Origin of the sequence: Pandoraea pnomenusa, assembly GCF_000767615.3 — a bacterium.
Lineage (GTDB): Bacteria > Pseudomonadota > Gammaproteobacteria > Burkholderiales > Burkholderiaceae > Pandoraea > Pandoraea pnomenusa.
In genome coordinates, this window is record NZ_CP009553.3 from 3052585 (window position 1) to 3071361 (window position 18777).

15 protein-coding genes are annotated in these 18777 nt (G+C 64.4%); 7 read left to right on the top strand and 8 right to left on the bottom strand.

From position 1 onward, the window contains the following. The first annotated feature begins 209 nt into the window (after positions 1 to 209). Both lexA and LV28_RS37580 read left to right on the top strand, forming a co-directional pair. Positions 210 to 863 (top strand): transcriptional repressor LexA, encoded by a 654-nt coding sequence (gene lexA, locus LV28_RS37575; RefSeq protein ID WP_038617281.1) that lies wholly within the window; start codon positions 210 to 212, stop codon positions 861 to 863. A 169-nt stretch (positions 864 to 1032) separates the two neighbouring features. Next, complete coding sequence (locus LV28_RS37580) at positions 1033 to 1452, top strand: hypothetical protein (protein ID WP_023596325.1); 420 nt, start codon at positions 1033 to 1035, stop codon at positions 1450 to 1452. A gap of 31 nt (positions 1453 to 1483) precedes the next feature. On the opposite strand, the gene LV28_RS37585 is transcribed toward LV28_RS37580, so the two are convergent. Beyond that, complete coding sequence (locus LV28_RS37585; protein WP_038617278.1) at positions 1484 to 2596, bottom strand: enoyl-CoA hydratase/isomerase family protein; 1113 nt, start codon at positions 2594 to 2596, stop codon at positions 1484 to 1486. Positions 2597 to 2735: 139 nt separating this feature from the next. Further along, positions 2736 to 4559: a translational GTPase TypA gene (gene typA / locus LV28_RS37590; protein WP_023596327.1), complete on the bottom strand. Its 1824-nt coding sequence runs from the start codon at positions 4557 to 4559 to the stop codon at positions 2736 to 2738. 310 nt (positions 4560 to 4869) lie between these two features. Between typA and LV28_RS37595 the strand changes: the two genes are divergently transcribed. The 4 genes from LV28_RS37595 (at position 4870) to LV28_RS37610 (ending at position 9900) form a co-directional block, all read left to right on the top strand. Then, complete coding sequence (locus tag LV28_RS37595; RefSeq protein WP_023596328.1) at positions 4870 to 5379, top strand: MarR family winged helix-turn-helix transcriptional regulator; 510 nt, start codon at positions 4870 to 4872, stop codon at positions 5377 to 5379. Between the two features lie 118 nt (positions 5380 to 5497). Beyond that, the gene (locus LV28_RS37600; RefSeq protein ID WP_023596329.1) at positions 5498 to 7015 is read left to right on the top strand and encodes an efflux transporter outer membrane subunit; all 1518 of its coding nucleotides are present in this window, start codon (positions 5498 to 5500) and stop codon (positions 7013 to 7015) included. A 64-nt stretch (positions 7016 to 7079) separates the two neighbouring features. Continuing rightward, positions 7080 to 8312, top strand: coding sequence for an HlyD family secretion protein (locus tag LV28_RS37605; RefSeq protein ID WP_023596330.1), 1233 nt, complete (start codon positions 7080 to 7082; stop codon positions 8310 to 8312). A 37-nt stretch (positions 8313 to 8349) separates the two neighbouring features. Beyond that, positions 8350 to 9900 carry a DHA2 family efflux MFS transporter permease subunit gene (locus tag LV28_RS37610; protein ID WP_023596331.1) on the top strand — a complete coding sequence of 517 codons (1551 nt, stop codon included), beginning with the start codon at positions 8350 to 8352 and terminating at the stop codon, positions 9898 to 9900. Between the two features lie 83 nt (positions 9901 to 9983). On the opposite strand, the gene LV28_RS37615 is transcribed toward LV28_RS37610, so the two are convergent. Then, positions 9984 to 11213, bottom strand: coding sequence for a hypothetical protein (locus LV28_RS37615; protein ID WP_038617275.1), 1230 nt, complete (start codon positions 11211 to 11213; stop codon positions 9984 to 9986). Positions 11214 to 11508: 295 nt separating this feature from the next. On the opposite strand from LV28_RS37615, the gene LV28_RS37620 reads away from it, so the two are divergent. Beyond that, on the top strand, positions 11509 to 12003 hold the full coding sequence (locus LV28_RS37620; protein WP_038617272.1) for an acyl-CoA thioesterase: 495 nt from the start codon (positions 11509 to 11511) through the stop codon (positions 12001 to 12003). Between the two features lie 150 nt (positions 12004 to 12153). Here the strand turns inward: LV28_RS37620 and truB are convergent, their stop codons facing one another. From truB to rimP, 5 genes are all read right to left on the bottom strand, one after another. After that, complete coding sequence (gene truB, locus LV28_RS37625; protein ID WP_048806320.1) at positions 12154 to 13146, bottom strand: tRNA pseudouridine(55) synthase TruB; 993 nt, start codon at positions 13144 to 13146, stop codon at positions 12154 to 12156. Between the two features lie 139 nt (positions 13147 to 13285). Next, positions 13286 to 13699 (bottom strand): 30S ribosome-binding factor RbfA, encoded by a 414-nt coding sequence (rbfA, locus tag LV28_RS37630; protein WP_025249283.1) that lies wholly within the window; start codon positions 13697 to 13699, stop codon positions 13286 to 13288. A gap of 83 nt (positions 13700 to 13782) precedes the next feature. Beyond that, positions 13783 to 16740 carry a translation initiation factor IF-2 gene (gene infB, locus LV28_RS37635; protein ID WP_023874103.1) on the bottom strand — a complete coding sequence of 986 codons (2958 nt, stop codon included), beginning with the start codon at positions 16738 to 16740 and terminating at the stop codon, positions 13783 to 13785. A gap of 80 nt (positions 16741 to 16820) precedes the next feature. Beyond that, complete coding sequence (nusA, locus tag LV28_RS37640) at positions 16821 to 18296, bottom strand: transcription termination factor NusA (RefSeq protein WP_023596337.1); 1476 nt, start codon at positions 18294 to 18296, stop codon at positions 16821 to 16823. Then, positions 18293 to 18751 (bottom strand): ribosome maturation factor RimP, encoded by a 459-nt coding sequence (rimP, locus tag LV28_RS37645; protein WP_023596338.1) that lies wholly within the window; start codon positions 18749 to 18751, stop codon positions 18293 to 18295. Before rimP ends, nusA begins: the two co-directional genes overlap by 4 nt. Between the last annotated feature and the right edge of the window lie 26 nt (positions 18752 to 18777).

Genomic DNA, 18777 nt, shown 5'->3' on the forward strand with positions numbered 1-18777 from the left:
ATTTTTGCTTTTGTTTATACCGGAATATGGATTAGAGATTTTGTGCTGAAGACGATCGCCACGCGGGGCGCATGGCGTTGGGGAACGGCGCAATCGGTGGGAGAGATGGCAAAAGCGCACGAACCTCATGCACTACATGAAGTTTTCCCTTGCCTTTTTGCAAACACTGTACAAAAATACAGCCACCTGTGCTTCCATACAGTGATGCCATGATCAAACTTACCGCCCGTCAACAGCAGGTCTACGAACTGGTTCAGCAAGCCATCGAGCGCACCGGCTTTCCGCCAACGCGTGCGGAGATTGCCGCCGAACTCGGCTTCTCTTCCGCCAACGCCGCGGAGGAGCACCTGCGGGCATTGGCGCGCAAAGGCGTGATCGAACTGGCCGCCGGTCAATCGCGCGGCATCCGCCTCAAGCGTCTGGACGAAGCCGGCGGTTCGCATCAGTTCACGTTGCCGCACATGGGCCTGATGCAACTGTCGCTGCCGCTCGTGGGTCGAGTCGCGGCGGGTAGCCCGATTCTGGCGCAGGAGCACATCGAGCGCAATTTCCAGTGCGATCCGAACATGTTCGCGCGCCAGCCCGACTACCTGCTGAAGGTGCGCGGGATGTCGATGCGCGACGCCGGCATTCTCGACGGCGATCTGCTGGCCGTGCAGAAGGCGGCCGACGCCCGTGAGGGACAGATCGTGGTGGCGCGTATCGGCGACGACGTCACCGTCAAACGTTTCCATCGCGTGCCTGGCGGTGTCGAGTTGATTGCCGAGAACCCCGACTTCGAGAATATCAACGTCGACGAAGGCAGCGGCGACTTTGCGCTGGAAGGCATTGCGGTCGGCCTGATTCGCAGCAACGACCTCTAAGCGCGATCACGGGATCGGCGTTACCTGACGCCGCCCCCGACTCCCAGAAGACTTTGCTTTTCCGACTGCGCCGGGCTGGGTCCGGCGCCCGTGTCCTGCTGCGCTCGCGATTCGTCAAAACCGCGGCAGGACGCGCCCCTCAGACCCACATTGGAAGAAGGATTGCATCATGGCTCGACTCTTTGGTTTGCTGCGTACGTCGTTTGGTCAACCGCGCGTTCGTGCGACATCGCAGACCCGGTTGTCGGCGGTCTACGGCCTCTCCGCACTCTCCGGCCCCTACGCTTCGGCACCCGCCATCGCCCGTTCCTACACCGTGCCTGCCCGAACGCGCACGACCGCCCTGCCCCGCACGCTCGTGGCGGCGACGTCGTCCGCAACACGTCGCACCTGCCCTGCGGGCAAGGCCGCCAAGGCATCGCGCGACGTGCGCGAGTTGCCGCGGCGCGATCTCGCCGCATCGGCCGAAGCCCACGATGTCCGCGTGTACCGCGACGTGTCGCATATCGTGATGGTCGGCAGCATCGCCGATATCTGCCGCAAACTCGATCAGGCCGTGGGCGAGCAATTCTGTCAGGCCGCCGTGTGACGCATCACCCCGGCGAGCGCGGTGCTGCCCGCTATTGCCCGAGGTCGCGCAACGGATGGTCCGCGCCTTGGCGCTCGCCGTCGAAAAATCGCGCGATGTCCGCGGGCTTCACGTCCTCGATGCGCTCATGCTGCCAGCGCGGCTTGTGATCCTTGTCGACGACCATCGCGCGGATCCCTTCCACACCCTCGGCCCCGCTGCGGCCGTCGAGGTTGAAGACACTACGCATCATCAACCACTCTTCTCGCAAATCGTCCGCCAGCGGCATATGTCGTGCGCGGCGAACTTGCTCGAGCGTCACGCATACCATCAGCGGCGAACGTTTGGCGCGCAACAGGTCTTCCGTTTCCTGCGCCCAGCCAGAATACTCGCAGCGCGCCTCGCGCTGGAGCGATTTCAGTATTGTCGGCATGTCGGCCAGACCGAAGTGGCTGTCGATGACATCGCGCAACGGGGCGAGCTTGCCCGGTGCGAGCCCCGCGGGCGGCAGGCTTTCACGCACGAACGTGCGAGCCGCATCGAGTACGGCGTCGCTGTCGCCCCATGCCCCGTTCGCCAACCGGTCACACAACACAGGCAGCAACGCGCGCGGCAGCACGACATCGGCCAGACCGATTTCGCAGGCATCGACGGCGCCGAATACGATCCCCGTGGTACCGAGATACTCCCCGAGATGACCGGCGAGATTCGCGAGGAAGTAGCCTCCGCCGACATCGGGAAACAGGCCGATCGCCGTTTCCGGCATTGCCATGCGCGTGGCCTCGGTCACGATACGCAGTGCGGCCCCTTGCGAGATTCCCATGCCACCGCCCATCACCACACCGTCCATCAGCGCGATATACGGTTTGGGATAGGTGGCGATTGCGTAGTTCAGCCGGTATTCGTCGGTGAAGAAGTCCATGATGTCGGTACGACCCGCGCTCACGGCTTCGTGGAAGTAGCGAATGTCGCCGCCCGCGCACAAACCCTTTTCGCCCTCCCCTTGCAGGACGACACCCAGCACCTTTGGGTCGTCGCGCCAGGCGTCGAGTGCCGACGCCATCGCCCGAATCATGTCGTGCGACAACGCATTGAGCGCCTTCGGGCGAGTCAGGGTGATGAAGCCGATACGGCCACGGATTTCGGTGCGAATGAATTCGGTCATGTCGGGGGCGGATGCTTCGAAAACGTCAAAGTGGGATGCGAAAAAAAAGCCGGCGCTAGGCACCGGCTTTCTTTCCAACTGACTGGCGTCGCTACGCGGCGGACCCGGGTCTGCCGCACACCGAAACCATCGCCGGCTTTTACTTCTCTTCGCGCGACGCACGCTTACGCTCGTGCTCCTTGAGGAAGCGCTTGCGCAGACGGATCGTTTGCGGCGTGACCTCGACCAGCTCGTCGTCGTCGATGAATTCGACGGCGTATTCGAGGCTCATGGCGATCGGCGGCACCAGGCGCACGGCTTCGTCGGTACCCGACGCGCGCACGTTCGTGAGCTGCTTGCCCTTGATCGGATTGACCACGAGGTCGTTGTCGCGGCTGTGAATACCGATGATCATGCCTTCGTACAGCGCGTCGCCCGGCGACACGAACATACGACCGCGGTCCTGCAGCTTCCACAGCGCATAGGCCACGGCAGCGCCATCGTCCTGCGAGATCAGCACGCCGTTGCGACGCTCGCCCAGCGAACCATCCTTGAGCGGAGCGTAGGCGTCGAAAATGTGGCTCATCAGGCCCGTGCCACGGGTCATCGACAGGAAGTCGCCCTGGAAGCCAATCAGGCCACGTGCCGGGATGCGGTATTCAAGGCGGGTACGGCCGCGGCCGTCCGACACCATGTCCAGCATTTCCCCCTTGCGACGGCCGATTTCTTCCATGACCGCGCCCTGGTGTTCATCTTCCAGATCGATGGTCAGCATTTCGTACGGCTCATGCTTCACGCCGTCGATTTCCTTGAGCACCACACGCGGACGCGACACGGCCAGTTCGTAGCCCTCGCGACGCATGTTCTCGATCAGAATCGTCAGGTGCAGCTCGCCACGGCCCGACACTTCGAAGACGGAATCCTCGTCCGTGTCCTTCACGCGCAGCGCCACGTTGTGGTTCAGTTCCTTGTCCAGGCGATCGCGAATCTGACGGCTCGTCACGAACTTGCCTTCGCGGCCGGCCAGCGGCGACGTGTTCACGCAGAAGTTCATCGTGAGCGTCGGCTCGTCGACGGTCAGCAGCGGCAGTGCTTCGGGCGTATCCACGTCGCAGATCGTGGCGCCGATGCCCACGTCTTCGATACCGTTGATCAGCACGATGTCGCCGGCTTCCGCGCCGTCTTCCGACATCACGCGCTCCAGCCCCTTGAAGGTCAGCACCTGGTTGATCTTGCGCTTGAGAATTTCGCCGTCCGGGCCCGAGCGCATCACCACTTGCTGGCCCGGCTTGATGCGGCCGCGCGTGATGCGACCGATACCGATACGGCCGACGAACGTCGAATAGTCGAGCGAGCTGATCTGCAGTTGCAGCGGCGCGTCCGGATCGGCGTCGCGCACGGGCACATGTTCGAGGATCGCGTCGAACAGCGGCTTCATCGTGCCCTCGCGCACATTCGAATCGAGGCTCGCGAAGCCGTTCAGGGCCGAGGCGTACACCACCGGGAAATCGAGCTGCTCGTTCGTGGCGCCGAGCTTGTCCATCAGGTCGAAGGTCTGGTCGATGACCCAGTCCGGACGAGCGCCCGGACGGTCGATCTTGTTGACCACGACGATCGGCTTCAGGCCAAGGCCCAGGGCCTTGCGCGTGACGAAGCGCGTTTGCGGCATCGGGCCTTCGACGGCGTCGACCACCAGCAGCACGCTGTCGACCATCGAGAGCACGCGCTCGACTTCACCGCCGAAGTCCGCGTGTCCCGGCGTATCGACGATGTTGATGTGGGTGCCTTCGTACTCGACGGCACAGTTCTTGGCGAGGATCGTGATGCCGCGCTCTTTTTCAATGTCGTTCGAGTCCATCACGCGTTCAGCGACTTGCTGGTTTTCGCGGAAGGTGCCCGACTGGCGCAGCAACTGGTCGACGAGCGTGGTTTTGCCGTGGTCGACGTGCGCGATGATGGCGATATTACGGAGAGCGCGGGTCATGAAGAAGGTGCTCGAAAAAGCCTTTGGAGAATCCGCGATTCTACCACTTGCGCATGTCCGGCGTCATGGCCTTTCTGCGATGCAACAACGCGCGGCGTCGCCGGCGGTCACGGCGTCCCGAAATCCATGCGGCCGTCCCGGCTCGCCGCCGCCCCCCCTCGAACCGGGCCCGGGCTGCCGCCATGCAGCATCCGGCATCTTTCCCTCTGATCCGGCCACAATATTTGCCTAGTCAACTATTGCATTGACTTGCAATTTATTAAGTGAACGCTATAATCGTGACTAGTCAACTATTGCAGCAACACGAAACATGTCCGAACCGCCCGTCTCCGTTTCCCCGACCGCGCCGACGTCGCAGCCCGACGCGCCGCACGGCGATCCCCCGCGCAACGCCTACGACATCGACGATTCCCTCGGGTATCTGGTCGCCCGCGTGCGTCAGTTGATTCTCGCGGAATTGACCAAGGAGACGTCGCAATACGGGTTGACGAGCACCCAGGCGACCATGCTGTACAAGGTCGCCACCGGCAAGAGCAAGACGGCGGCCGACCTGGCGCGCGATTACTGCATCGACGCGAGCGCCGTGACCCGGTTGCTCGACAGGCTCGAGGCGCACGGCCTGCTCGAGCGCGAGCGCAGCAAGATGGATCGGCGCACGGTGAACCTGAGCGCCACCGAAGCCGGCCATGCGATGGCCGACCGCATGCCGGACATCTTCGTGCGCGCCGCCGATCATCTGTTGCAGGGCTTTACCCCGGAAGAAGTAGGATTTCTGAAGAGCTTGCTGCGACGCGTGATCGTCAACGGCGAAGCCGGATGACGACGCGTCCGCGCCAACGCCTCAAGAAAAGCATGCCGAGTCCACGGTTTCACGCGCTCGTGCCGGCCCGAATTCCCGATCAATGTCAGTAGAAGACTTCACTCGTAAAGGTTTTGCGATGAAAGCGGCCTCACCTTTCCTCCCGCGTCAGCGGGTCCGCTCAGCGATTTCCGCCCTCAGCCTGGCGGTTGTCACGCTGGGCTTTGCCGGTTGTGCGAACTTCGCCGGCATCCATAGCGACAAGCAGATCAGCACACCCGATCAGTACCAGACCCAGCGCAGCCTGCCCTCCGAAGGCGGACAATGGCCGGGCACCGATTGGGCGCAGCGTTTCGGCGATCCGCAACTCGTGTCCCTGATCGACGAGGCGCTCGCCGGCAACCCGGACCTGGCGATGGCCGCCGCCCGCCTGAAGGCCGCGCAAGCCCAGACCGAAGGCGCCGCGGCGGCCCTGCTGCCCTCGGTCGGTTTTCAGGGCGACGTCTACCGCGAGAAGTTCACGGAGAACACCATCTATCCACCGGGTTACGGCGGCACGTGGTTCACCCAGGGCGACCTGACGGCCTCGCTGTCGTGGGAGCTCGACCTGTGGGGCAAGAACCGGGCGGCCCGCGCCCAGGCCACTTCGGCCGAGCGCGCGGAAGAGGCCGAAGACCAGGAAGTGCGGCTCGCGCTGGCCACCGCCGTGGCACGTTCTTACAACCAGCTGGCGCAGCAATACGCCCTGCACGACGTGCTCGAACGCGTCGCCAGACAGCGTGAGAACCTCGGCAAGCTCACGGCCGATCGCGTGCGTGCGGGCCTCGACACGCAGGTCGAACAGAAGCAGGCCGACAGCAACACGGCCGACATTCAGACCCAGATCGCGCAGCTCGACGGCCAGATCCTGCTCACGCGTCACCAGTTGGGCGTGCTGCTCGGCAAAGGGCCGGATCGCGGCCTCGATATCTCGCGACCGACGCTTGCCAAGCTGCCCACGCCCGCCCTGCCCGACAACCTGCCGCTGGCGCTGCTCGGCCGCCGCCCGGACATCGTCTCGGCCCGCTGGGGCGTGGAAGCCCAGCTCAAGGGCGTGGACGTGGCCAAGGCCCGCTTCTATCCCGACGTCAATCTCAACGCCGCCTTCGGGTTCTCGACGTTCGGACTGGGCAAGCTGCTCAACGCCAGCAGCCAGACCATTCAGGCCGGCCCGGTCATCTCGCTGCCGATCTTCGACGGCGGCCGGTTGCGCGCCAATCTGAAGGGCCAGTACGCGGCGTATGAAAGCGCCGTCGCGAACTACGACTCGACGCTCAACAAGGCGCTCGGCGACATCGCGGATCGCATGTCGTCGATTCGTTCCGCCGACAAGCAGATGGTGTCGCAACGCGTGGCGCAGGACGCCGCCCAGCGCGCCTACGATCTTGCGGTCGATCGCTACAAGGCCGGCCTCACGCCGCAGTTGACCGTGCTCACCGCCGAATCGTCGCTGCTCGCACAGGAACAGGCCCGCGTGAATATCGACAGCGCGCGCCGTGATCAGCAGATCGGCCTGATCAAGGCACTCGGCGGGGGATTCGATGCACAGGCCGCAGGCCTCGTCGTGGGACAGGCGCCTCCGGCCAAGGCCGAGGACGGCGCCATGCAGACGCACTGAACGGCCCCCGTCACACAGAACAGACAACGTCAAAGCACATTAAGAGATTAGTACGGAGCAAATGATGAGCGAGAACCAACAACAAGCGCCTGCCCAGCCGGCCCAGGGCAACGGCAAGCGCCGCCGAATGATGCTGACGCTGACGGCCGTGATCGCGATCGCGGCGATCGGCTATGGCGCCTACTACGCGCTGTATGCGCGTTACTACGAAGACACCGACGACGCTTACGTCGCGGGCAACGTGGTGCAGATCACGCCGCAGGTGGCCGGCACCGTGACCGGCGTGAAGGTCGACGACACCCAGATGGTCAAGGCCGGTCAGCCGCTCGTCACGCTCGACCAGACCGACGCCCGCGTGGCACTGCTGCAAGCCGAGGCGAATCTGGCGCAGACAGTGCGCCAGGTGCGCACATATTTCGTGAACAACGATGCGTACGCCGCGACGGTGGCCATGCGCGAATCGGAACTCGCCAAGGCACAGGCCGACGTGAAGCGTCGCGAAATGGCGATCGCCACGGGTGCCGTGTCGCGCGAGGAACTTGCCCACGCCCAGGACGCCGTGAAGTCCGCGCGCGCCGCGCTCGAACAGGCCCGCGCCCAGCTCGTGTCGAACAAGGCGCTCACGGACAAGACGTCGGTCACGACGCACCCGAACGTGCAGCAGGCCGCCGCGAAGGTGCGCGCCGCCTACCTCGACTACGCCCGCACCTCGATTCCGGCGCCGGTCGACGGCTATGTGGCCAAGCGCTCCGTGCAGGTCGGCCAGCGCGTGGCCACCGGCGCGCCGCTCATGGCGCTGGTGCCGCTCAACCAGGTGTGGGTCGACGCGAACTTCAAGGAAGTGCAGATCGCGCACATGCGCGTGGGCCAGCCGGTCACGCTCACGGCGGACGTGTATGGCTCGTCGGTGGAATACAAAGGCACGGTCGCCGGCTTCTCGGCGGGTACCGGCAGTGCGTTTTCGCTGCTGCCGGCGCAGAACGCCACGGGCAACTGGATCAAGGTCGTCCAGCGTCTGCCGGTGCGCATCGCGCTCGATCCGAAGCAGTTGCAGGCGCACCCGCTGCGCGTCGGCCTGTCGATGCAGGTCAAGGTGAACGTGCGCAACACGGACGGCAAGGAACTGGGCGAAGCCCCCGCCCTGCCGGTCTATTCGACCGATGTGTATGACAAGGTCGGCCACGACGCCGACGATATCGTCGCCAAGATCATCACCGAGAACGCGGGTCCGGCAGGATCGGCCTCCGGTGGCGCCAGCGACACGCGCAATCAGCCGGCCCGCGCACGTCCCCTGTAAATCGGAGGGGGGTGCCCCCCACCCCCTTTGACATCTCATGGCAAATCAAAACGCTCCTGGCCCGCTCACGGGCGGCCAGCTGGTACTCGGCACCATTGCGTTGTCGCTCGCCACGTTCATGAACGTGCTCGACACCTCGATTGCCAACGTATCGATCCCCGCCATTTCCGGCGACCTAGGCGTCTCGTCGAGCCAGGGCACCTGGGTGATTACGTCGTTCGCTGTTGCCAATGCCATTTCGGTGCCGCTCACGGGCTGGCTGACGGAACGCTTCGGCGCGGTGCGCTTGTTCATCACCTCGATCCTGTTGTTCGTGCTGGCGTCGTGGCTGTGCGGCATGGCGCCCACGCTCGAATTCCTGCTCGCGGCCCGCGTGCTGCAAGGCGCCGTGGCCGGACCGATGATTCCGCTCTCGCAATCGTTGCTGCTCTCGAGCTATCCGCCGGCGAAGAGTTCGATGGCCCTCGCCCTATGGGGCATGACGACACTCGTCGCCCCGGTCATGGGGCCGATTCTCGGCGGCTGGATTTCCGACAACTACCACTGGCCCTGGATCTTCTACATCAACATTCCGGTCGGCATCGCCGCCGCGTATGTCACGTGGATGATCTACGCCAAGCGGGAAACGCCGACACAGCGCAAGCCGATCGACACCGTCGGACTGGCGTTGCTCGTCCTGTGGGTGGGCTCGTTGCAGGTGATGCTCGACAAGGGCAAGGAACTCGACTGGTTCAATTCGTCGACCATCGTGATCCTCGCACTGGTGGCCCTCGTGTCGTTCTGCTTCTTCGTCATCTGGGAGATTACGGAGCAGCATCCGGTGGTCGATCTCACGCTCTTCAAGCGCATCAACTTCACGGGCGGCGTGGTGGCGATCTCGGTCGGGTACGGACTGTTCTTCGGCAATCTGGTGATCCTGCCGCAGTGGCTGCAGATTTACCTCGGTTACACCGCCACCGAAGCCGGGCTCGTGATGGCGCCGGTGGGTCTGTTCGCCATCATCCTGTCGCCGGTGATCGGCAAGTTCCTGCCCAAGCTCGACGCGCGCTGGGTCGTGACCGTCTCGTTCCTGCTGTTCGCGCTCGTGTTCCTGATGCGCTCGCACTTCAACACGCTGGTCGACACGCGCACGCTGATGATTCCGACCTTCCTGCAGGGTGTGCCGATGTCGATGTTCTTCATCCCGCTCACGGCCATTATCCTGTCGGGCCTGCCGCCGCACCGGATTCCGGCCGCCGCCGGTTTGTCGAACTTCGTGCGCATTACGTGCGGGGCCGTCGGCACATCGATCGCCACGACGGTCTGGGACAACCGGATCACCCTGCATCACGCGCAGCTGACCGAGCATCTCACGCCGTACGATCCGACGTTCAATGGCTCGGTGCAGACCCTCAATCAGCTTGGCATGACGACGCCGCAGGCCAATGGCTTCATTGACCGGCTGGTCACGCAGCAATCGGCCATGCTCGGCGCCAACGACATCTTCTGGATCTCGGCCGTGCTGTTCGTGCTCATGATCGTGATGGTCTGGGTCACGCGCCCGATCCGTGGTGGCGGTGGCGCCGATGCCGCGGCCGGCGCGCACTGATTCAACGACTTCCCCCCGAGTGCCCGGACCTGCTCTGTACGACCGGGCACTTCTTGAACCCCGCTGAACCTGGCGGGGTTTTTTTATTGGGAATCCGCCTCGACCGTCCGCGCAATGTCGCGCGGGTCGACGCAGACGCACACCAGTTCGTCCTCCAGGGACGCGTCAGCCTCCGCGCTCGGGCGCGACGACACGAGCGACCCGGACAAGGCCGCAGCCAGCTTCGTTCCCGCGCCGAGCCTTTCAAGCCACTGATAAAACTCGGACAGGCCCTTCGGCAATTCGCTCACGTCGTCACTGAACGGCAGGCGGGCGATCAGCCACACGAAGACCCCGGTCGACAGGAGACGAATCCGGGCCGCGAGCGCCTTTTGCCAGACCGGATCGTCGTGCGCGACGAGTGCCGTGCGCAGCTTCGCAACCATCCGCTCCAGCACGCGCACTCGCTTGACGGCGGCGAGGATTGCAGCGTCATTTGCCCCGAGGGCGGCGTGCACCCGCTCGAACGCGCCACGCGCGTTGAGCCAGTACATCAGATTGGCAAGGCTGTCCCCCTGAAACGGCAACGTGCCCGGGCGGTGAAACTCGACACCCCAGCAAATGAGATCGCCCAGCGCAAGCAGCGCGAAGTACGGCGCGACCATCATGCCCGGGGTGAAAATCGCCCTGCCGATGCGCAACACCTTGCATCGCCCGCCCCGGCCCGCGAAGGTTGTCGACGAACGCACTCGCTCGCACACACGTGCGCCCGCAAGTCCCGCAAAGACATCGGGCGCCAGATACGGCGACGCAACGCTGACCATTTGAACGCCAAGACTGGCGGCGTGGGCAAGCAACACCCCGGAGCGCACTGGACAGGCATAGCCGGGGGGCTCGACCACCGGCGGCGTCGCGCCATCCGGCACTGAGGCTGAAGCGCGCGACATGCCGGAGGCGGGCGGAAGGCACACGGCCTCATGGGGCGTTTTTCCGCTCGAACGGTCGTGCGCCCCGTCCTTCGATTCACCGCCGATCAGCACGCGCATTTCGTCGTGCGTTCGCGCCGCCTCGCGGGCGTCTCGCGCACGCAGGCGGAGTGCGCGAAGCTGTGCATGCGTGTCGTCACCGATCCGCTCGATGGGCGCCCCCCCTTGCGCGGACGCAGCGTGGCACGCTTCGGCGGCTTGAATGCAAGAGACGCGTTGCACCTCGATGTCGACCTCGGCATGACCGTTCGACTCCGATGGGCGAGCGTCGGCCAGCGGTCGGTCCGGCAAGAGAAACGGCGGCATCGCAGGCACGACACGCCCCGCGCTGCCGGCACACGTGATCATGGAGCACCTCCCGTCGCCGACGTGCCGTCGGACCACATGGCCCACGCCCACCACGCCATGTCGCATCCACTGTGCGCCGCGTCGGCGTCGGCGCGCTTGCAGATTGTGCGCTCGACATTACGGGGCATGACGCAAAAGGCCCCCCACGGAAGTCACGCGCCGGGATTCCTGGGACGATCCACGCCCCGACGGGCACGGGCAGGACGGTTCCAATCGCAGTATCATTGCGCATCCCCGCCGACGCGACATTTTGCCGCGCCCGGACACGATCCATCCGCCCCCGATAACACGCACCATGACCGTCCCGCAGAACCCGAACGACCGCTCCGAGATCACCTTCCGTTTTCTGGCCGAACCGGCCGCCGTCAACTTCGGCGGCAAGGTGCACGGCGGCTCCCTCATGAAATGGATCGACGAGGTGGCCTACGCCTGCGCCGCAACGTGGTCGGGACGTTATTGCGTCACGGTGAGCGTGGGCAACATTCGTTTTCGCCGTCCGATTCTGGTGGGCAATCTGGTGGAGCTGCGCGCGCGCATCGTTGCCACGGGCCGCACCAGCATGCATATCCACGTGTCGGTCCACGCCGGCGATCCGAAGTGGGGAGAACTGCGCCAGACGACCGATTGCCTGATGGTGTTCGTCGCGGTAGACGAGAGCAATCACCCGGTAAGCGTGCCGTCGTTCGAGCCGAAGACCGAGGAACAGAAGGCATTGGCGAAGTACGCCATGGATGTGAAGGCAGCACTCGACGCCATCGTCGAGCTCAAGCCGGAGAATGTTGCAGGCTGACGGGGATCGTCATGGGCCTCTGACGTCCGCGCGCGTGTCCGCTGCGCGCTGATGCGGGCCTCGATGCATGGCCCGAACGCCAATGGCCCGGCATGGCCCCGCGGCATTGGTGACGGGTGACGGGCGTCATCGGCACGCCACCCGGCGCGCTCACGATGACTGTGTCTTGAGCAGTCGCTGCGGTGTGAGCAACGCTTCGCCATCGAGTCGCGCGACCCCCAGCAAGCGCGAAGTGGCTTCGCTCGTGGCCTCCGTGTAGACCTTGACTTCGATGTCGCCGTGCGCGGCTGCGTACGCACGCAATGGCGTCGGACAGCGGATATCGTCGAGTCGCAGACGCTGGCCGTGACTGAAGCGTCGCGCCAGCGTTTCGTCGAGCATGATCGCGGGCAGCGTCTTGAGCAATGCATCGACCGGTGCGAGCTTCGCCACGCGTTGCGCATGATCCAGCGCGCTCAGGTCTTCGAGCGTGACGGCGCCGTCGAGTGTCAGCGGTCCCACCGCCGTGCGACGCAAACCGCGCAGGTGAGCACCGCACCCCAACGCTTCCCCGATGTCTTCCGCCAGCGTGCGCACGTACGTGCCTTTACTGCACGTCACACGGAACGTGAATTCGTTCGTGTGCGGCAGTGCGCTTTGCGTCAGCGCCAGTGCATGGATGGTGACCTCGCGCGCCTCGCGCTCGAGCGTTTGGCCCGCGCGCGCATATTCGTACAACGGTTTGCCGTCGCGCTTGAGCGCCGAGTACATCGGCGGGACTTGCGAAATCCTCCCCATGAAACGAGGCAATATGGCACGGATCGCCGCATCGTCCACCGTCACCGGCCGCGTTTGCAACACCTCGCCTTCGGCGTCGCCCGTCGTGGTCGTCTCCCCCAGGCGCACGTGCGCTTCGTAGGTCTTGTCGGCCTCGAGCAAGTCCTGCGAGAACTTCGTCGCCTCGCCGAAACACAGCGGCAGCAACCCGGTCGCCAAGGGATCGAGCGTGCCCGTGTGGCCTGCCTTGAGCGCCTGAAGCAAACGCTTGGCCTTGATCAGGGCATCGTTGGATGACAAGCCGAGCGGCTTGTCCAGCAACAACACGCCATCGAGTGCGAAACGGGGGAGCTTTTGGCGGGGTGCCTGCGAACGCGGGTCCGTCATGGTGCGGAGATTGCCTGAGAAATTCTGGTGGGAGTCAATGCCTGCCCCGTCACGCCGTCAGCAGCGCGGCGCACGGGCATCGCAACGCCGCCGGGCTTGCCATGGGCCGCCCGGCAGGTTGCGCTTATCGATCGACGGCTTACTTCTCGTCGCCGTCCTTGCTGCCTTCGTCACTGCCTTCGCCCGCCTCGTCCCTCGCGCGCGTCGCGTTGGCCGTATCGATCAGGCGCGACATCTCGATCGCGCGTTCGATCGACTGGTCGAAGTGGAAATGCAACGTCGGCACGGTATGAATGTGCAAACGCTTGAACAGCAGATTGCGCAGGTAGCCTGCCGCCTCGTTGAGCGCCTCACCGGTGGCCTTGGGATCGCCGGTCAGCGTCGTATAAAACACTTTCGCATGCGCATAGTCAGGCGTGACTTCCACGCTTTGCAGCGTGACCAGACCAATGCGCGGGTCTTTCACTTCGCGCTGAATCAACTCCGACAGATCGCGTTGGATCTGGTCGTTGATACGAAGATTGCGACCCGGAACGCCACGTTTCTTTGCCATAACAAACTCGCTAATAATGCAATGGCCCACGCCGCCGGTTTCCCGGCTCGGTGGGCCATTCCACATCCATTGTGTCGACCGCGTTACAGCGAGCGCGCAACTTCCGTGATTTCAAACGCTTCCAGTTGGTCGCCTTCCGTGATGTCGTTGAAGTTCTTCACCGACAGACCACACTCGAAGCCGGACTTGACTTCCTTCACGTCATCCTTGAAGCGCTTGAGCGAATCGAGCTCGCCCGTGAAGATGACCACGTTGTCGCGCAGCACACGCACGTGCGACGAACGCTTGACGAAGCCGTCGAGCACCATACAGCCGGCCACCGTACCGACCTTCGGCACACGGAACGTCTGACGCACTTCGATGAGACCCGTGATCTCTTCCTTCTTCTCGGGCGCCAGCATGCCCGACATTGCCGCCTTCACCTCATCCACGGCGTCGTAGATGATGTTGTAGTAGCGGATGTCGATACCGTTCGACTCGGCCAGCTTGCGCGCCAGCGCATCGGCACGCGTATTGAAGCCGATGATGACCGCCTTCGAAGCGGTGGCCAGGTTGACGTCGCTTTCGCTGATGCCACCCACCGCCGCGTGAACGATCTGCACGCGCACTTCCGGCGTCGAGAGCTTGTTGAGCGACTGCGCGAGCGCTTCCTGCGAACCCTGAACGTCTGCCTTGATGATGAGCGGCAGCGTCTTGACTTCGCCTTCGGCCATCTGCTCGAACATGTTCTCGAGCTTGGCGGCCTGTTGCTTGGCCAGCTTCACGTCGCGGAATTTGCCCTGACGGAACAGCGCGATTTCGCGCGCCTTGCGCTCGTCCTGCACCACCAGCACTTCTTCACCCGCACCCGGCACTTCCGACAGACCCTGGATTTCCACCGGGATCGACGGGCCCGCTTCCTTCGCGTTCTTGCCGGTCTCGTCGAGCATGGCGCGCACGCGGCCGTAGGCCTGACCCGCCAGTACCATGTCACCGCGGTTGAGCGTGCCCGACTGCACCAGAATCGTAGCGACCGGACCCTTGCCCTTGTCGAGCTTCGCTTCGATCACGATGCCCTTGGCCGGCGCGTCCACCGGTGCCTTCAACTCCAGCACCTCGGCTTGCAGCAACACGTTCTCGAGCAAATCGTCGATCCCCGTGCCCGTCTTGGCCGACACCGGCACGAACGGCGAATCGCCACCGTACTCTTCCGGCACCACACCTTCGGCCACGAGTTCCTGCTTCACGCGGTCCGGGTTGGCTTCCGGCTTGTCGATCTTGTTGATCGCCACCACGATCGGCACACCGGCCGACTTCGCGTGGGCAATCGCTTCCTTCGTCTGCGGCATCACACCGTCGTCGGCCGCCACCACGAGAATCACGATGTCCGTTGCCTGGGCACCGCGCGCACGCATGGCCGTAAAGGCCTCGTGACCCGGGGTGTCGAGGAACGTCACCGTGCCGCGCGGCGTATCGACGTGGTACGCACCGATGTGCTGCGTGATCCCGCCGGCTTCGCCCGCCGCCACCTTGGCGCGACGGATGTAGTCCAGCAGCGAGGTCTTGCCGTGGTCGACGTGACCCATCACGGTGACCACCGGCGGACGCGGCAGCGCTTCCGCTTCGGTCGCCTCGTTGCCCAGATCCAGCAGCGTTTCCGGATCGTCGAGCTTCGCGGCGATGGCGCGGTGGCCCAGCTCCTCGACCACGATCATGGCCGTTTCCTGGTCCAGCACCTGGTTGATGGTCACCATCTGGCCCATCTTCATCATCAGCTTGATGACTTCCGCGGCCTTGACCGACATCTTGTGCGCGAGATCGGCAACGCTGATCGTCTCCGGCACGTGCACATCGCGCACCACCGGCTCGGTCGGCGCCTGGAACGCCTGACGGTCGTCCTGCGCATGACGGTCGCCACGACGCCCGCCACGACCACCGCCGCGCCAGCCGTCCGAACCACCGCTGGTGTCGCCACGCGTCTTCATGCCGCCGCGCTTGTTGCGGTTATCGGCGTCCTTCTGCCAGGCACCGCCCTTCTTGTCCTTCTTGTCGGCCGCACCGGCCGTCGTCGTTGCCGGCGCAGCAGCGGCCGGCTTCTTGTCCGCCGGCTTGGCGGCCGCGGCACCTTCCGGCCTGGCCGGCTTGTGCAGCGTACCCTTCGCCTCGGGCTTGGCCGCCGCGGCAGCCGCGGGGGCCGGCTCCGGCGCCTTGAGCACACGGCGCGGGGCATTCATCATTTCGCGAATCGCACGCGCTTCGGCTTCCGCCGCGGCACGACGCTTGCGAATGGCTTCTTCTTCAGCACGCGCCTTGTCGGCAGCCGCACTGGCCTTCTCGGCGGCCGCGCGCGCTTCTTCGCTGGCCTTGCGTGCCTGCTCGCGCTCGGCCTCGGCCTTGGCGGCGGCAGCCTTGTCGGCATCGGCCTTCTCGGCTTCGGCCTTGGCAGCCTTTTCGGCATCCACGGTGGCCGCCTTCTCGGCTTCGGCGTCGGCCTTGGCTTCCGCCGCCTTCGCCTTTTGCTCTTCGGCCGCCTTGGCCGCGGCTGCGCGGTCCGCTTCCTCGCGCGCACGGCGCTCGGCAGCTTCCTTCTCTTCGCGCTCGCGGCGCTCGGCTTCCTCGCGCTCCAGTTGCTCCTGGCGACGCTTGAGCTCGGCAGCCTCGGCCGCCAGGCGCTCCGCCTCGCGGCGTGCGTCTTCCTCGCGCTGACGCAGCGCTTCGTCTTCCGCCGCGGCGGCTGCGCTGTCCACGCCTTCGGCCACGTCGTCACGCTTGACGAAAGTGCGTTTCTTGCGCACTTCCACCTGAATCGTGCGTGCCTTGCCGGTTGCGTCGGCTTGCTTGATTTCCGAAGTCTGGCGACGCGTCAGAGTAATCTTCTTTTTGTCGCCGTCGCCCGCGCCGTGGGCGCGGCGCAGGTGTTCCAGCAAACGGGCCTTGTCGGCTTCCGTCAGTGAATCGTCGGCGCTGAGTTTGTCCACGCCGGCGGCCTTGAGTTGCTCCAGCAACACGCCGGCCGGCATTTTCAGTTCTGCAGCAAATTGGGCTACGTTGATGCTCGCCATTCAAACCTCTTCAAGCAAGGCCAGACGCCTTGCGGTTAACTTCAAAGTTCACTGTTCCATATGCGTGCCGGGGCAGGTCATCATTGGAACCAGTGCTCTCGCGCTTTCATGATCAGGGCCTTTGCGGCTTCCTCGTCGACGCCGGTCATCTCGGTCAGTTCGTCGACGGCCAGCTCGGCCAGATCATCGCGCGTCTGAATTTCATGCTCGGCCAGCTTGGCCAACAGCTCGGACGTCATGCCGTCGAGGCTCTTCAGATCGAGCGCAACGCCCTCGACCTTCTCCTCGGTGGCAATCGCCTGCGTGAGCAGTGCGTCGCGCGCACGATTGCGCAGCTCGTGCACCGTGTCCTCGTCGAACGCTTCGATTTCGAGCATTTCGTTCAGAGGCACGTAGGCGATTTCTTCCAGGCTCGAGAAACCTTCCTCGATCAGGATGTCCGCCACTTCCTCGTCCACATCGAGACGCTGCATGAACAAGGTGCGCAGCGTGCCGCGCTCTTCGTTCTGCTTTTCGGCCGACTCGTCCGGCGTCATGATGTTGATCTGCCAACCGGTCAGCTCCGACGCGAGGCGCACGTTCTGACCGCTGCGGCCGATCGCCACCGCGAGTTCGTTCTCGTCGACCACGACATCCATGCTGTGCTTTTCTTCGTCCACGACGATCGACTGCACCGCCGCCGGCGCCAGGGCGCCGATCACGAATTGCGCCGGGTCTTCCGACCACAACACGATGTCGACATTCTCGCCGCCCAGCTCGTTGCGCACCGCCTGGACACGCGTGCCGCGAATACCCACGCACGTGCCGATCGGATCGATACGCTTGTCATACGCGACCACGGCGATCTTCGCGCGCACGCCCGGATCGCGGGCTGCCGATTTGATCTCCAGCAGGCCTTGCTCGATTTCCGGCACTTCCATGCCGAAAAGCTCGATCAGGAATTCCGGCGCCGTGCGCGACAGCTCGATCTGCGGGCCACGCGCCGTGCGATCGACCTTCACGATGAAGGCACGCACGCGATCGCCGATGCGCAGGTTCTCTTTCGGAATCAGCTGATCGCGGCGCAGCAGCGCCTCGACACGGCCCGACTCGACGATCAGGTTGCCCTTGTCGAGACGCTTGACCGTACCGGTCATGATCTTTTCGCCGCGCTCGAGGAAGTCCGACAGGATCTGCTCGCGCTCGGCGTCGCGAATACGCTGCAAAATCACCTGCTTGGCCGCCTGCGCGCCAATGCGGCCGAACTCGACCGACTCCACCGGCTCCTCGATGAACTCGCCGATCTCGACGGAGGGGTTCTCTTCCTTGGCTTCGAACGACAGGATCTGCTTGTCCGGCTCCTGCAGACCCGCCTCGTCCGGCACTACCAGCCAGCGACGGAAGCTCTCGTGCTCGCCCGACTCACGGTCGATGTGCACGCGAATGTCGACGTCTTCGGTGTAGCGCTTCTTGGTGGCCGAAGCCAATGCCGCTTCCAGCGCGCCGAACACGACATCCTTGTCGACGTTCTTTTCGCGCGCGAGCGCATCGACCAACAGCAATACTTCGCGACTCATCGTTTGCGACTCCTAAAATCAATCTGCGGCACAAGGCGCGCACGGTCTATATCCGCGAGGGTGAATTCGAGCAGCGCCGGGCCGCCCTTGCCTTCGAACTCAAGGCTCAAGTTTTCGCCTTGCGGCGCCTGCAGAATGCCGCGGAACTGCTTGCGGCCTTCGAGCGGCACACGCAACGTGAGACTCACTTCCGTGCCGGCGAAGCGCTCGAAGTCACGCAGCTTGCGCAGCGGACGATCCAGCCCCGGCGACGACACTTCGAGTCGGTCGTAATTGACGTTCTCGACCATCAGCACATGCGAGAGCTGACGGCTCACCGTCTCGCAGTCATCGATCGTGATGCCCTCCGGCTTGTCGATGTACACCCGCAGCAGACCGCCACCGGCGCGTTCAAGATCGACCAGCTCGTAACCCAGGCCTTCGACCGTGGTCTCGATCAGTTCTGGCAATTGCAACTTTGCTCACCCTAGAAAAACTCGCG

What these genes read in the sequence shown, in the direction of transcription:
- infB (WP_023874103.1), bottom strand. Translation starts at nt 16,740, where the DNA reads ATGGCGAGCATCAACGTAGCCCAATTTGCTGCAGAACTGAAAATGCCG.
- LV28_RS37600 (WP_023596329.1), top strand. Translation starts at nt 5,498, where the DNA reads ATGAAAGCGGCCTCACCTTTCCTCCCGCGTCAGCGGGTCCGCTCAGCG.
- lexA (WP_038617281.1), top strand. Translation starts at nt 210, where the DNA reads ATGATCAAACTTACCGCCCGTCAACAGCAGGTCTACGAACTGGTTCAG.
- LV28_RS37580 (WP_023596325.1), top strand. Translation starts at nt 1,033, where the DNA reads ATGGCTCGACTCTTTGGTTTGCTGCGTACGTCGTTTGGTCAACCGCGC.
- LV28_RS37595 (WP_023596328.1), top strand. Translation starts at nt 4,870, where the DNA reads ATGTCCGAACCGCCCGTCTCCGTTTCCCCGACCGCGCCGACGTCGCAG.
- truB (WP_048806320.1), bottom strand. Translation starts at nt 13,146, where the DNA reads ATGACGGACCCGCGTTCGCAGGCACCCCGCCAAAAGCTCCCCCGTTTC.
- nusA (WP_023596337.1), bottom strand. Translation starts at nt 18,296, where the DNA reads ATGAGTCGCGAAGTATTGCTGTTGGTCGATGCGCTCGCGCGCGAAAAG.
- LV28_RS37610 (WP_023596331.1), top strand. Translation starts at nt 8,350, where the DNA reads ATGGCAAATCAAAACGCTCCTGGCCCGCTCACGGGCGGCCAGCTGGTA.
- LV28_RS37620 (WP_038617272.1), top strand. Translation starts at nt 11,509, where the DNA reads ATGACCGTCCCGCAGAACCCGAACGACCGCTCCGAGATCACCTTCCGT.
- typA (WP_023596327.1), bottom strand. Translation starts at nt 4,559, where the DNA reads ATGACCCGCGCTCTCCGTAATATCGCCATCATCGCGCACGTCGACCAC.
- LV28_RS37605 (WP_023596330.1), top strand. Translation starts at nt 7,080, where the DNA reads ATGAGCGAGAACCAACAACAAGCGCCTGCCCAGCCGGCCCAGGGCAAC.
- LV28_RS37615 (WP_038617275.1), bottom strand. Translation starts at nt 11,213, where the DNA reads ATGATCACGTGTGCCGGCAGCGCGGGGCGTGTCGTGCCTGCGATGCCG.
- LV28_RS37585 (WP_038617278.1), bottom strand. Translation starts at nt 2,596, where the DNA reads ATGACCGAATTCATTCGCACCGAAATCCGTGGCCGTATCGGCTTCATC.
- rbfA (WP_025249283.1), bottom strand. Translation starts at nt 13,699, where the DNA reads ATGGCAAAGAAACGTGGCGTTCCGGGTCGCAATCTTCGTATCAACGAC.